The organism is Lapillicoccus sp. (genome assembly GCF_046595215.1).
Classification (GTDB): Bacteria; Actinomycetota; Actinomycetes; order Actinomycetales; family Dermatophilaceae; genus Lapillicoccus.
In genome coordinates this window covers 1-13,036 of sequence record NZ_JBKJPP010000079.1, presented here as the reverse complement: position 1 = coordinate 13,036, position 13,036 = coordinate 1, and the positions used below count along the sequence as shown (strand labels likewise).

Genomic DNA, 13,036 nt, shown 5'->3' with positions numbered 1-13,036 from the left:
GGATACCGGAACGACGAACGGGTCTGCGTGGTCACGGTTGGTGGCTCAGGCGTCGGCGAAGCGCTCCTGCGACGGGTCCTCGACGCGGTGCCCCTCGTCCGACGAGCGGTGCCCGACCTGCGATTCCTCGTCGTGACGGGTCCGCGGATCGACCCCACCTCGATGCCTCGTCAGCGCGGCGTCACCGTCCGGGGTTATGTCCCCGACCTCGTGCGCCACCTCGCCGCGTGTGACGTCGCCGTCGTCCAGGGGGGACTGACGACGTGCATGGAGCTCACCGCAAACCGTCGGCCCTTCGTCTACGTCCCCCTGCGGCGCCATTTCGAACAGAACCTCCATGTCCGACACCGCCTCGAGGGCTACCGGGCAGGGACCTTCCTGGACTATGCCCTTGCCGCCGACCCGGATGCCCTCGCTGCGACGATCATCCGGGAGCTGGGGCGGGTCGTCCACTACAAGCCGGTCGAGGTGGACGGTGCGGTCCGCGCGGCGGCCATGCTGGCGGAGCTGCTCTGACGAGCATCCTCGGGGCGGTCCTCCGCACACGCGTGAGGACGACGTCAGACCCGGCCGCTCGGGGCGGCGCCCGAGGCGGCGGCGTCCGATCCACGAGTCGGCGGAGAAGAGCTCCTGCGTGCCCGCCTGACCCGGAAGGGACCTCGGCAAGCGTCGACCCGGGAGCAGACACGGTGTCGTTCGACATCGCCGAGCCCGCGAGAGGCCGGGCCGGCAGGTCGGTGAAGAGGGCCTCGAGATCCCCGCAGGTCACCGCGCCGTGGCCCTGGTCGTGCGGGCCTCGTGCTTCGCCGGGTCGAGGCGTCCGGCCAGCCAGTGCTCGTTCAGGGTCTCGATCGCGGCTGACCGCACGGCGTCGCCGACTCGCGTCGCTCGTCCGTCTCCGCCGGGGCTCGTGGGCCCAGTCTGACCGATGCGGGCGCGGTCGGCATGCATGCACGCCGGGAGATCGGGGTAGTGGCGTCTGCGGAGTCATCCGGCTCCGAGCTCATCACCTGGTGGGTGCCGTGCCGAGGAGGACATTCGTGAACAGCAACGACAGGCCCGAGGAAGACCGCTACGTCGGAGAGCGCGAGCGTGCCGAGCTTGCGGCGGCAGAGCGCCGGGGCACCGACCGCAGCAGCCCCGACCGTGACGGGGACGGCGTCGACGACCGCCGAGAGCGGGGCGCGCGCCACCCGGACACCGGGAGGACCGTGCCCCCGGTTGTCGCCACCGAGGGCCCGGAGCGTCCGGTCACGCGCCAGCGCGAGGTGGTCGAGGCCGTCCCTGTCCGCCCGCGCGTCGGCATCAACTGGGGCTCCGCGTTCTTCGGCTGGGTCGCCGCCATGGGGCTGGCCGTGATCCTCACCGCCCTGGTCGCCGCGGTCGGGGCGGCCATCGGCGTCACCTCGGGCTCAAGCGTGACGCAGGCCACGACCCAGATCTCCCAGGACCCCAAGGGCGTCAGCGTCGTCGGCGGGGTCGTCCTGGCCATCGTCATCTTCGTGGCCTACTACTGCGGCGGCTACGTCGCCGCCCGGATGTCGCGCTTCGAGGGTGTCAAGCAGGGCCTTGGTGTCTGGGTCTGGGCGGTCATCGTCGCCGTCGCCGTCGCGATCGCCGCAGCTGTGGCCGGCGCGAAGTACGACGTGCTCAGCTCGCTGAACAGCTTCCCGCGCCTGCCCGTCAACCAGGGGGAGCTCACGAGCGGCGGCCTCATCGCGCTCGTGGCCCTGCTCGTCATCTCCCTGCTGGGCGCGCTCGCCGGCGGTGCCGCGGGGATGCGATACCACCGCAAGCTCGAGAGGCACGACCCGGTGGTCGAGGACCATGAGCGCGTCATCGAGCGCTGAGGGCCCGACTGGCTGACCAGTTGACCCAGTCAATGCCATCAGAGCTGAACCGGCGCGCCGGCGTCCCCTGACGTCGGCGCAGAGGAGCTCAGCGCACCGGACGTCAGCGCACCGGCACGTCGTGGCGCAGGAGACCGAAGGTGATGCCGTCCACGAGGGCCTTCCAGGAGGCCTCGACGATGTTCGCCGCCACCCCGACGGTCTCCCACGACGTCTCCCCGTCGGAGGTCTCGATGAGCACGCGGGTGACGGCGTCCGTGCCGTGCGCCGCGTCGAGGATGCGCACCCTGAAGTCGATCAGCTCGAGCCTGTCGACCTCGGGATAGACGGGCGCGATCGCCTTGCGCACGGCGTGGTCGAGGGCGTTGACGGGACCGTTCCCCTCCCCCGTCGCGACGAAGCGCTGAGAGTTGGCAACGACCTTGACGGTGGCCTCCGAGGTCGCGTCGTCGGTGCCTCGGGCGTCGGTGATCACCCGCCAGGACTCGACCTCGAAGAACGACACCGGCGCGCCCGCGACCGCGGCGCGCAGCAACAGGGCGAACGACGCGTCCGCCGCGTCGAAGGTGTGGCCCCGCAGCTCGAGGTCCTTGACGGTGGCGAGCAGCCCGGCGACGAGCTGTGGTTGACCGCTGAGGTCGAACCCGAGCTCCATGGCCTTGAGCTCGATGCTCGCTCGCCCCGCCATGTCGGACACGAGCGTGCGCATCGAGTTGCCCACGGCCGTGGGGTCGGTGTGCTGGTAGAGGTCGGGGTCGACCTTGAGGGCGCTCGCGTGCAGTCCGGCCTTGTGGGCGAAGGCGCTCGAGCCCACGTAGGGCTGGCGGCTGTAGGGCGGCACGTTCGTCACCTCGCTGATCGCGTGGGCGATGCGCATGGCGTCGCGCAGTCTGGCCGGCGCCACGAGCTCGCGCCCACCCTTCAGCTGGAGGTTGCTGACCACGGTGAGCAAATCGGCGTTGCCAGTCCGCTCCCCATAGCCGTTGACCGTCCCCTGGACGTGGGTCGCGCCGGCTGTGACGGCGGCCATCGAGTTGGCCACGGCGCACCCGGTGTCATTGTGGCAGTGGATCCCCAGACGTGCCGTCGTTGCCTCGAGCACCTCCGCGACGACGACCTCGATCTGGTGCGGGAGCATCCCGCCGTTCGTGTCGCACAGCGCGACGACCTCGGCGCCGGCGTCGGCTGCGACGCGGACGGCCTCGAGCGCATAGGCGGGGTCCGCGGCATACCCGTCGAAGAAGTGCTCGGCGTCGAGGAAGACGCGCCGGCCCTCCCCGTGCAGGAACGAGACGGTGTCGCGGATCATCTCGAGGTTCTCTGCCAACGTCGTTCGCAGCGCCTCCTCGACGTGCCGCACGTGCGACTTCGCCACGAGCGTCACGACCGAGGCGCCCGAGTCGACGAGGGCTCGCACGAGCGGGTCGTCGGCCGCCTTCGAGTGCGGTCGGCGGGTCGCCCCGAAGGCGGCCAGGGTGGCGTTGCGCAGGTCGAGCTCCTGTTGGGCGCGTGCGAAGAACTCGGTGTCCTTGGGGCTGGCTCCGGGCCACCCGCCCTCGATGAAGCCCACCCCCAGCTCGTCGAGGTGCCGCGCGATGGCCAACTTGTCCACGACGGACAGGTTGAGGCCCTCCTGCTGGGCGCCGTCGCGCAGCGTGGTGTCGTAGACGTGCAGGTCGGACATGGGTCGCTTTCGTCGGTAAGAAGTGTGGTGAAGCCTGTTGTCGGTGAAGATCGTCCCCCTCCCTGTCGCCGCGCCCGGGCGGGGGTTTTGCCCGGGACACAAAAAGACCCCCCGGGTAACGGGAGGTCAGCGCGACGAGGAGTCTCGTCGCGCTAGGGGATAATCAGCGTGGTGGTGGCCACTGCAGTCACAGGCTTCACACCCGACACTTTGCCTGCGTGTCCACGTTGTGACAAGCACGTCTCGCCATGTGGGCGCCTCGGACGACGGCGGTATGCCGTGGCAACAGTCGCCACCACGCTTCCTCACGTTTCGCACCCCCCGCCGTCGATCTCCGTATCCCTATCTCAGGGTCGCTGTGCGACGAGGGTCTCCAACATCTGGGCCACGCCGTCCTCGTCATTGGCCGGGCAGGTGTGGTCGGCCAGGTCGAGGACGTCGGTGTGGCCGTTGGCGACGGCGAAGGACGTGCCTGCCCACGCGAGCATGGGCAGGTCGTTGGGCATGTCGCCGAAGGCCCAGACGTCCGCCGCCTCGACGTCGAGGCCCACGCACCAGTCGGCGAGGGCGGCTGCCTTGGTGACACCGGGCGCGGAGATCTCGGCCAGGCCGCCCGCCCCGGAGTAGGCGACGATCCCACGGTCCCCGACCACCCGGGCGACCGCGTCGAGGAACTGCGACTCGGACATCGTGGGCAGCCGGCCGAGCAGCTTGCCGACCGGTTCGTCGCCGAGCTCCTCGATGGCACCGCACACGGCGTCCCGCGGGATCTCGTGCGGCGATGCGTATCCCTGCTCGTAGCCGAATCCCGAGGCCCGCTCGGCCGCGAAGCCCATCCCCGGCAGCTCACGGCGCAGGTCGGCAACGATCCCCGCCAGCACCTCCGGTGCGATCCCCCGGTGCGACAGCACCTCACGCCTGGGCACGTCGTAGACGAAGGCCCCGTTGCCGCAGAGGGCGATCCCCCCGGCGCCGACGACGGACTCGAGCTCGTCAAGCCACCGCGGCGGACGCGCAGTGACCAGGACCGTGTGGATGCCCACGGCCTCGACAGCCGCCAGGGCGGCGCGGGTTCGCTCGGAGACCGACCCGTCCGAGCGCAGCAGCGTCCCGTCGAGGTCGGTCGCGACGAGCCGCGGTCGCCGCAGCCCCGGCACCGCACGGGGCGCACCCACTCCTGGGACGGGTGATGACGGCATACCGAGAGCCCGTCAGGCGTCAGACGAGACGGGTGAGCCAGCCGCGGGAGTCCTCCGTGCGGCCGTACTGGATGTCCAGCAGGCGCTGGCGGATCCCCAGCGCCACCTCACCGGTGAAGCCGGCGGTGCGGTGGTCGACACTGCCGCCCTCCCAGCGCAGCTCACCGACCGGTGTGACGACCGCGGCTGTGCCACAGGCGAAGACCTCCGCGAGCTCACCCGAGCGGGCCGCGTCCTTCCACTCCTCGATGGGGATGGGGCGCTCCTGCGGACTCAGGCCGAGGTCCTGGGCGAGCTCGAGGATCGACGAGCGGGTCACGCCTTCGAGGATCGAGCCGGAGAGCTCGGGAGTCACGATCCGGCCGTCCCGGTAGACGAGGAAGAGGTTCATCCCCCCCAGCTCCTCGATGTGGGTCTGCGTCGAGGAGTCGAGGAAAACCGCCTGGTCGCAACCGTGCTCGGCGCCCTGGAGCTGACCGGCCAGGCTCGAGGCATAGTTGCCACCGCACTTCGCCGCGCCCGTGCCGCCGGCTCCGGCGCGCGCGAAGTCGGTCGAGATCCACAACGAGATCGGCTTGACCCCGCCAGAGAAGTAGGCGCCGGCGGGTGAGGCGATGACGCAGTAGGTGACCTGGGCGGCCGGCCGGACGCCGAGGAAGACCTCCGAGGCGAACATGAAGGGGCGGAGGTAGAGGCTCTTCTCGCCGGAGTCGCCGGGCTCGGGCACCCAGGCCGCATCGACCGACGCGAGCGCCCGGAGCGAGGCGATGAAGTCCTCCTCCGGCAGCTCCGGGAGGGTGAGCCGGCGGGCGCTGCGGCTGAAGCGGGCCGCGTTGACCTCGGGACGGAAGGTCCAGATCGAGCCGTCCGCGTGCCGGTAGGCCTTCATGCCCTCAAAGATCTCCTGCGCGTAGTGCAGCACCGCGGCGGCCGGGTCGATGAGCAGCGGCCCGTATGCCGTGACCCCGGCGTCGTGCCAGCCCTCGTCGCTCGTCCACGTCGCTCGCACCATGTGGTCGGTGAACTTCTTGCCGAAGCCCGGGTTGGCGAGGATCGCGTCCCGCTCGGCGACCGGCAACGGGTCCGGCCGCTGGCTGACCTCAAAGGTCAACGAGGTCGAGTGGGTCGTCTGCGTGCTCATGCGGTGGCCTCCGAAATCGGTCCGCAGGGGGCGGACGGCATACGTCGTGGTGCTGATCGCAGGGTACCCGCCCCGTGGGGGCGCGGCCCGCCCGCGGTGCCACCCGCCCGCGGTGCCACCCGCCGCGGTGCACCCGCCGTCACGGCGGCGGATGTCCGGTGAGTTGGCGACTCAGGCGAGGCGGGCGGCGATGGCGTCGCCGACGGCCTGGGTCGTCCGTGGGGTGGTGCCGCGCTCGGCGAGGTCTGCCGCGACGGCGGCCTCGACCGCCTGGGCGTCCTCGGTGCGGCCGAGGTGCTCCAGGAGCATGGCCACCGACAGGATCGTCGCCGTCGGGTCGGCCTTCGACTGCCCGGCGATGTCGGGGGCGGAGCCGTGGACCGGCTCGAACATGCTCGGATGGGCGCGCTCGGGGTTGATGTTCCCGCTGGCCGCCAGGCCGATGCCGCCCGCGATCGCGGCGGCGATGTCCGTGATGATGTCGCCGAAGAGGTTGTCGGTGACGATGACGTCGAAGCGACCGGGGTCGGTCGTGAGGAAGATCGTCGCCGCGTCGACGTGCTGGTATGCCGTCTCGACGTCCGGGAAGTCGACCCTGACCTCGTCGACCGTGCGCCGCCAGAGGTGCCCGGCGTGGGTCAGGACGTTGTGCTTGTGCACCAGGGTGAGGTGCTTGCGCGGGCGGGCCTGGGCCCGGGCGAAGGCGTCACGCACGACCCGCTCGACGCCGAAGCGCGTGTTGACGCTGACCTCGGTGGCGATCTCGTGGGGGGTGCCGGAGCGCAGCGATCCGCCGTTGCCGACGTAGGGACCCTCGGTGCCCTCCCGGACCACGACGAAGTCGATGCCGCCGGGGGCCACGCGCTCGACGGCGAGCGGGCTCTCGACGCCGGGATAGAGCCTGACCGGGCGCAGGTTGACGTAGTGCTCGAGGGCGAACCGGATCGGCAGCAGGACGCCGCGCTCCAGGACGCCGCTGGGGACAGTGGGGTCACCGATGGCGCCGAGGAGGATGGCGTCGTGTCCGCGGAGCTCGTCGAGGACGCTGTCCGGGAGGGTCTCCCCCGTCGCGTGCCACCGGCGGGCACCGAGGTCGTAGTCGGTCGTCGTGATCTTCAGGCCCGAGCTGGCCGTGACGCTCTCGAGGACCTTGAGACCCTCCGCGACCACCTCCGGCCCGATGCCGTCCCCGCCGATGACGGCCAGGTTCAACGTCGTGCTCTCAGAGGTCGATCCATGCTCCGGTGCCACCTGCTGTGCCATGTCGCCAAGGATAGGTCTCCGTCTTGACCCTCGGGACGGACGTCTCACCTGACGAGCCGCCCGCCACCCGAGTCAGGATCAGAGGTTGACGACCGAGAAGCTCGTCGCGCCGACGAGCTCGGCGATCCTCTCGGCCACGGCATGCGGGAGCGCCACGTCGACATTGAGGAGCACGAGGGCCGCGTCCTTCTTCTCGCTGCGCGCGACCTGCATGCCTCCGATGTTGATGCCCTCGTCTCCAAGGACCTGACCCACCTGCCCGACGACGCCCGGTCGATCGGAGTAGGAGAACACGGCGAGGTGGTCGGTCAGCGGCACCTCGAGGTCGAACCCGTTGATGCCGACGATCTTCTCGACCATCCGCGGGCCGGTGAGGGTGCCGGCCACGGAGATGACCGTGCCGTCGCTCAGGGTGCCGCGCAGGGTCGTGACGTTGCGGAAGTCCTCGCTGGCCAGGTCAGTGAGCAGCCGGACCTCGCAGCCGCGCTGCTCGGCGATGACCGGGGCGTTGACGTAGGAGACCTGCTCCTCGACGACGTCCTGGAAGAGCCCTTTGAGCGCCGACAGCTTCCACACCGACACGTCGTGCTCGGTGATCTCGCCCTTGACGTCGACGTCCAGCTGCACGGGCACCGACCCGGCGATCGCCGTGAAGATCCGGCCGAGCTTCTCGACGAGCGCGATGCCGGGGCGGACCTCCTCGTCGATGGCGCCACCGGACACGTTGACCGCGTCGGGGACCAGGTCGCCGCCGAGGGCGAGCCGCACGGACCTGGCGACCGAGACACCGGCCTTCTCCTGGGCCTCGTCGGTGGAAGCGCCGAGGTGGGGCGTGACGACGACGGACTCGAACGCGAAGAGCGGCGACTCGGTGGTCGGCTCCTTGGCGAAGACGTCGATGCCGGCGCCGGCGACCCGACCGTCACGCAGGGCGTCCGCGAGCGCCTGCTCGTCGACGATCCCGCCGCGAGCGGCGTTGATGATGCGCACCGTCGGCTTGACCATCTTCAGTGCGTCCTCGCCGATGAGACCGACCGTCTCGGGGGTCTTGGGCAGGTGCACGGTGATGAAGTCGGACTGGGCGAGCAGCTCGTCGAGCCCGACCAGCCTGGCGCCGATCTGGGCGGCGCGGGCGGCCGTCGTGTAGGGGTCGTAGGCGATGATCTCCATGCCGAAGCCCTTGAGCCGCTCGGCGACCAGCGCACCGATCCGGCCGAGGCCGACGATGCCGACGGTCTTGTCGAACAGTTCGACGCCGCCGTACTTGCTGCGCTTCCAGGCACCGTTCTTCAGCGCGTCGTTGGCCGGCGCGATGTTGCGCGCCGTCGACAGGAGCAGGCCCACTGCCAGCTCGGCAGCGGAGGTGATGTTGGAGGTGGGCGCGTTGACGACCATGACCCCCGCCAGCGTCGCCGCGGGCACGTCCACGTTGTCGAGGCCGACACCCGCGCGGGCAATGACCTTGAGCCTCCTGGCCGCGGCGATCGCCTCGGCATCCATCTTCGTCGCCGAGCGGATCAGCACCGCGTCCACGTCGGCCAGGGCTGGGAGCAGCTCCTCGCGGTTCGCGCCGTCGACGGTGCGGACCTCGAAGTCAGGGCCGAGGGCGTCGAGGGTGGCGGGAGAGAGTTCCTCGGCAATGAGGACGACGGGCTTGGTCACGTGGCTGTCCTAAAGGGATCGGCGGCCTGGCGATCGGCCGGTCGGAGTGCGGGAACTGCTGCTCGGCACCGCGCTGTGCCGCCCTCGAGTCTACGGCCAGTGAGACGACCATCCCGTATGCCGGGACGCCGCCGACGCCCCGTCCCGCCCCGTCCCGCCCCGTCCCGTCCCGTCGGGAGCCGAGGCCGCAGACGCGACTCAGCGTCGGCGTCCGCCCCCGAAGGCCTCGATCGACATCCGCAGGACGATCAGCAGGCAGATCACGATGATGGCGACTCCGACGAGCGCCACCGGCTTGATCCGCGACGCGACGAGCAAGCAGCCGACGACGATCGCGCCGACGAGGATCAGCCACGACTGCCACGGTCTCGATGTCTGGGTTGGCACGATGGGAGCCTATCCGCGCCGCGCGCGCAGGATCACGCCCGCGGTCGCCCGTGCGTGCAGTTCCCCCCGGTGGCTCGGTCTCAGTGGGCGGAGACGATCGATGAGTCCCCGGTGCTCCCGGTGATGTCGTCGAACACGGGCAGGCCACTGCCGGCGAGGGCGCCGCTGGTGACGGCGACGACGGCGACCAGGGCGAGCCAGCGCAGGTGCGCAGACGCAGGTGGGTGTCGCAGCCACCCTCGGTCACGAAGGAGGACCAGGGCGATGAACAGGGCGGCAAGCTCGAGAAGGCTGGCTCCGACATCGGCCACCCCGACGGGCTCGGGGATCCCGGCACCCGGGCCGAACGGCATACCCAGGCTGCGGGAGTACACCCACACGGCGAGCGTCCCGGCGCAGAGGGCCGCCACTGTGGGCAGCACGGCGGGCTGCAGGCGAGCCGACAGGCGGACGGCGACGGCAAGCCAGAGCTGGGCAGCCGCGAGGACCATGAAGAACGCGCCGGCCGCGGGCCACTCTCGCTGGTGCTCGGGGACGACTGCGGCGTGGAGCAGCGCGCTGCCGATGAGCGCCGCCGCAAGGAGGCGCCGCAGCTCGCTGACCTGGTTGACGCGGGTGCTGTCGGGCACGGCCGCGCTGTCGGGCCCGGCTGCGCTGTCGGGCACGGCGCGCCGGCGTCTGCTGGCGACGTCGAGGCGACCGCCGCGGATGGCATAGACCCAGGCGACGACGGCGAGGTTGGTCACCAGGAGGATGGCGCTGCCATAGACGACGGCGCGGACCGCGAGGCCGAACGAGGCCTGTTGTGCGGCTGTTAGACAGTTCGCGATGGCGCAGGTGCCGCCCATCGCGTGCATCATCTGCTGCTGACTCGCCTGCAGGTGGTAGTCGTAGGCCGAGCTGGCCGCCATCAAGGCGGTGCCGGCCACGGTGCCGGCCGCGACGACCATCAGGGCGGTCGTGACCAGCCTGAGCCGGCGCGGCGCCGATCCGAACAGGCGCAGCGCCAACGTCAGGGCTGCGAGCACGGCGAAGACGTAGGCCGGGACGGCCAGGGTGGACTCGCGCAACCAGCTCGCGAAGGGGCCCTGGGTGCGCTCGATGGCGCCGACGGCGCCGCGCAGCGAGGTCAGCCAGAACCCGTTGGCGAAGGCCATCACGACGGCAACCGGCAGGACCGTCGCCCACGGGACGCCCCGTCGGGCCGGCACGGCGGTGGGGCACTCCACGGTGGAGCCGATGGACATGGAGACCTCTCATCTGTGGTCGGGCCCGGAGGTGGGGGGAGCAGGGAATCAGGGGGTGATCTCCCAGCCAATCATCATGGCGTGGTCCTCGTGGGCCAGGTTGTGACAGTGCGCCACGTAGGGCCCGACGAAGTCGCGGAACCCCCGGTACACGATCGTCGACTCGCCCGGGTCGAGCGCCACCACGTCCTCACGCGAGACGTCGTCGGGGTGGGAGGGGTCTCCGCGGGTGACGTCCTTGTTGTTGCGCATCACGGTGCGGTGCTCCTCCATGTGCAGGTGGAAGGGGTGCACCCAGCCACCGCCGCCGTTGCGGATCTCCCAGAGGTTGAAGCTGTTCTTCTTCTGCTGCGCCAGCGGTGTCTTACCGGCCCGGTTCGGCAGGCTGGTGGCCACGGTCGATGGGTCGAAGGGCTTGCCGTTGATCAGCCATTCGATCTCGCCGCCGGCGCTGCCGCGCTGCACCTCGAAGATCAGCCGGTTGTCCAACAGGCTCTGCCAGTTGCTCGGCAGCGGCGGCAGGGGCCGCATGGCCGTCGGGATCTGACTGTTGTCAGGCGCGTCGTCCCCGATGACGAACTTCAACATCGGCACCGTGTACTTCGGGTCGGGTGAGAAGCGTGAGGAGTTGGACCACATCCGACCGTCGGGCATCCGCATGACGTTGGTCAGGTAGACGACGTCGCCCTTGGTGGTCGGCGTACCGTCCTGGTAGCGGGTGAAGTCGATGATGACCTCGCGCCGCTTGGCCGGCCACAGCTCGAACGAGTCCCGGGTGATCGGGAACGGCAGGAGCCCTCCGTCATTGGCGATCTGGGTGAACTTCATGCACTGCTGGGCGTCCGGGATCCGGTACTGACCCTGGAGTTCGTCGCCCGTGTATCCCAGGGACGCCGACGACTTCGGGCCCTGCGTCGAGCTCATCAGCTTGAACTCGTAGATCCTCGAGATCGAGCAGTCAAGGAACCGGAACCGGTACTTGCGCCGATCCACCTTCATCACCGGGTATGCCGTGCCGTTGACGGTGAAGATGTCCCCGATGAAGCCGTGGCTGGGCATGTGCTTGTAGAACGTCTTGCCCCACCACTCGGGGTGGGTGGCCGGGTTCTTGGCGTCCGGGAACTCACCCATCCCGTCGTGCATGTCCTTGTGCGTCGTGACGCCGTCGTCGAGGCGGGCGTCGAAGAAGGCCAGCGGGACGTCGTACTTAACGTCGAAGGACCCATCGGGGTTGTTCGTGCGGACCCCGGGCAGCCGGAAGCCCTGCCGCTCGTCTCCCATATCGAGACCTCCCGGACGTCCAACGGAGGTCCCGTCCTTCGGGTCGTACATCGGGAACAGCCCGACCATGCCCTTGTAGACGTTGGCGCCGGTGTGGTCCATCCGGTGGTCGTGGAACCAGAAGAAGCTCTGCTTCTCCCGGTCGTCGCCGCCGGCCGGCCAGTTCAGGTACAGCTGGTCGACCCACTGCCCCGGCCTGAAGCCATGGTGCTGAGGCCCGTACCTCATCGAGTAGTGCGGGTTGCCGTCACTCTCGGGCGCGGTGTGAGCGTTGTGCAGGTGGATCAGGGCCGACCAGTCCGGGGCTCCGAAGTCCTGGCGGTCCAGGTTCATCGGGTTCTCATCCAACCGGTTCACGAACCGGACCAAGGCAGGCCTGCCGTACTCGTTGTTGATCATCGGCCCGGGGAACGTGCCGTTGAAGCCGTAGATCGTGCTCTGGGGCAACGTCCGCAGGGTGCCCGCGCTGACGGTGGCGCCGGAGGCGTCGAACGAGATCGTCGGGCGGCCCAAGGCGTCGATCGGCAGCACCTGCGAGGTGGTGAAGGAGTGGGCGCTCACCAGGTGCTCGATCTTGTAGACGATCGGGTCCGGGGAGCCGATCTGGCCCGGCCAGATCTGGTGGCGCTGGTTTCCCAACGAGTTCTGCTGACCCACCCCGGGTCCCGGTGGCTGGCTCCAGGTGGTGTAGTCCGACTTCGGGCACGGCGCCATGGCCTTCGGGATCGGCAGCGCCGCTCGACCATGAGATGACCTTGGGGTCGGCCCGGGCCCATTGGGTCTCCGTTCCAGCGCCCATGGGTAGACGTGTTCCGAATGGTCAATTGGGGCTATGGCTAGGGTGGATCTCACAGCGGCCGATCGCTGTGATCGGTGCGGCGCCCGAGCCTACGGGGCTGGTCAGTGTGTTCGTCCCGGCCAGCGGGACCGCGAGTTGCTGTTCTCGCCCATGACACCAGCAGCACGAAGCCAAGCTCCTGCTTTCCGGGGCGCGGGTGCTGCACGACCAGCGACGTCTGCCGCAGACCGAGGAAAGCCTCTTCTGACCTGACCACCATTGTGCTGGCGCATGATCCGGTGACGTCCGATCCGGTGTGCAGCGTCGTCAGATGTCCGGGTCGGAGGACTCTGACGTTCGGGCCGACCTGACCCGTCCCAAGGAATCCACAAGGTCGGCTGGGCATGATCCAGACCTATGGCAACCCTCTGGGGTTGCGTCCTTTCGCTGGGGGTGGGTTTGATGAAGCGTCTCGTGATCGTGCTGATGGTATGGGCGACGGGTCTGGCGGGCGGGTTGGCTGCGATGGTGCTTCCGAGCGCCT

At 69.9% G+C, this 13,036-nt stretch carries 11 protein-coding genes; 2 read left to right on the top strand and 9 right to left on the bottom strand.

Annotated elements, in window-relative coordinates; all coding sequences use genetic code 11:
* Window positions 1-516, top strand: a 516-nt coding sequence (locus ACLL9L_RS06655; protein WP_411283858.1) for a glycosyltransferase, incomplete at its 5' end; no start/stop codon positions are given.
* Between the two features lie 249 nt (window positions 517-765).
* On the opposite strand, the gene ACLL9L_RS06650 is transcribed toward ACLL9L_RS06655, so the two are convergent.
* Window positions 766-951 (bottom strand): DUF1707 domain-containing protein, encoded by a 186-nt coding sequence (locus ACLL9L_RS06650; protein WP_411283857.1) that lies wholly within the window; start codon window positions 949-951, stop codon window positions 766-768.
* Between the two features lie 89 nt (window positions 952-1,040).
* On the opposite strand from ACLL9L_RS06650, the gene ACLL9L_RS06645 reads away from it, so the two are divergent.
* Complete coding sequence (locus ACLL9L_RS06645; RefSeq protein ID WP_411283856.1) at window positions 1,041-1,850, top strand: hypothetical protein; 810 nt, start codon at window positions 1,041-1,043, stop codon at window positions 1,848-1,850.
* 103 nt (window positions 1,851-1,953) lie between these two features.
* Here the strand turns inward: ACLL9L_RS06645 and cimA are convergent, their stop codons facing one another.
* The 8 genes from cimA to ACLL9L_RS06605 form a co-directional block, all read right to left on the bottom strand.
* Window positions 1,954-3,534 (bottom strand): citramalate synthase, encoded by a 1,581-nt coding sequence (gene cimA, locus ACLL9L_RS06640; RefSeq protein WP_411283855.1) that lies wholly within the window; start codon window positions 3,532-3,534, stop codon window positions 1,954-1,956.
* Window positions 3,535-3,881: 347 nt separating this feature from the next.
* Entirely contained in the window at window positions 3,882-4,733 is an 852-nt protein-coding gene (locus tag ACLL9L_RS06635) for an HAD family hydrolase (protein ID WP_411283854.1), read from the bottom strand.
* Window positions 4,734-4,752: 19 nt separating this feature from the next.
* Window positions 4,753-5,874, bottom strand: coding sequence for a branched-chain amino acid aminotransferase (locus tag ACLL9L_RS06630; RefSeq protein WP_411283853.1), 1,122 nt, complete (start codon window positions 5,872-5,874; stop codon window positions 4,753-4,755).
* 171 nt (window positions 5,875-6,045) lie between these two features.
* A complete protein-coding gene (locus tag ACLL9L_RS06625; RefSeq protein WP_411283852.1) occupies window positions 6,046-7,137 on the bottom strand; it encodes a 3-isopropylmalate dehydrogenase in 1,092 nt (363 codons plus the stop codon).
* Window positions 7,138-7,215: 78 nt separating this feature from the next.
* Window positions 7,216-8,799: a phosphoglycerate dehydrogenase gene (gene serA / locus ACLL9L_RS06620; RefSeq protein WP_411283851.1), complete on the bottom strand. Its 1,584-nt coding sequence runs from the start codon at window positions 8,797-8,799 to the stop codon at window positions 7,216-7,218.
* 198 nt (window positions 8,800-8,997) lie between these two features.
* Complete coding sequence (locus ACLL9L_RS06615) at window positions 8,998-9,186, bottom strand: hypothetical protein (RefSeq protein WP_411283850.1); 189 nt, start codon at window positions 9,184-9,186, stop codon at window positions 8,998-9,000.
* A gap of 80 nt (window positions 9,187-9,266) precedes the next feature.
* Complete coding sequence (locus ACLL9L_RS06610) at window positions 9,267-10,433, bottom strand: hypothetical protein (RefSeq protein WP_411283849.1); 1,167 nt, start codon at window positions 10,431-10,433, stop codon at window positions 9,267-9,269.
* Window positions 10,434-10,481: 48 nt separating this feature from the next.
* Window positions 10,482-12,428 carry a multicopper oxidase family protein gene (locus ACLL9L_RS06605; RefSeq protein ID WP_411283848.1) on the bottom strand — a complete coding sequence of 649 codons (1,947 nt, stop codon included), beginning with the start codon at window positions 12,426-12,428 and terminating at the stop codon, window positions 10,482-10,484.
* Between the last annotated feature and the right edge of the window lie 608 nt (window positions 12,429-13,036).

Coding starts and splice junctions, on each gene's coding strand:
- ACLL9L_RS06650 (WP_411283857.1), bottom strand. CDS start 951: ATGCATGCCGACCGCGCCCGCATCGGTCAGACTGGGCCCACGAGCCCC.
- cimA (WP_411283855.1), bottom strand. CDS start 3,534: ATGTCCGACCTGCACGTCTACGACACCACGCTGCGCGACGGCGCCCAG.
- ACLL9L_RS06635 (WP_411283854.1), bottom strand. CDS start 4,733: ATGCCGTCATCACCCGTCCCAGGAGTGGGTGCGCCCCGTGCGGTGCCG.
- ACLL9L_RS06630 (WP_411283853.1), bottom strand. CDS start 5,874: ATGAGCACGCAGACGACCCACTCGACCTCGTTGACCTTTGAGGTCAGC.
- ACLL9L_RS06625 (WP_411283852.1), bottom strand. CDS start 7,137: ATGGCACAGCAGGTGGCACCGGAGCATGGATCGACCTCTGAGAGCACG.
- ACLL9L_RS06610 (WP_411283849.1), bottom strand. CDS start 10,433: ATGTCCATCGGCTCCACCGTGGAGTGCCCCACCGCCGTGCCGGCCCGA.
- ACLL9L_RS06605 (WP_411283848.1), bottom strand. CDS start 12,428: ATGGCGCCGTGCCCGAAGTCGGACTACACCACCTGGAGCCAGCCACCG.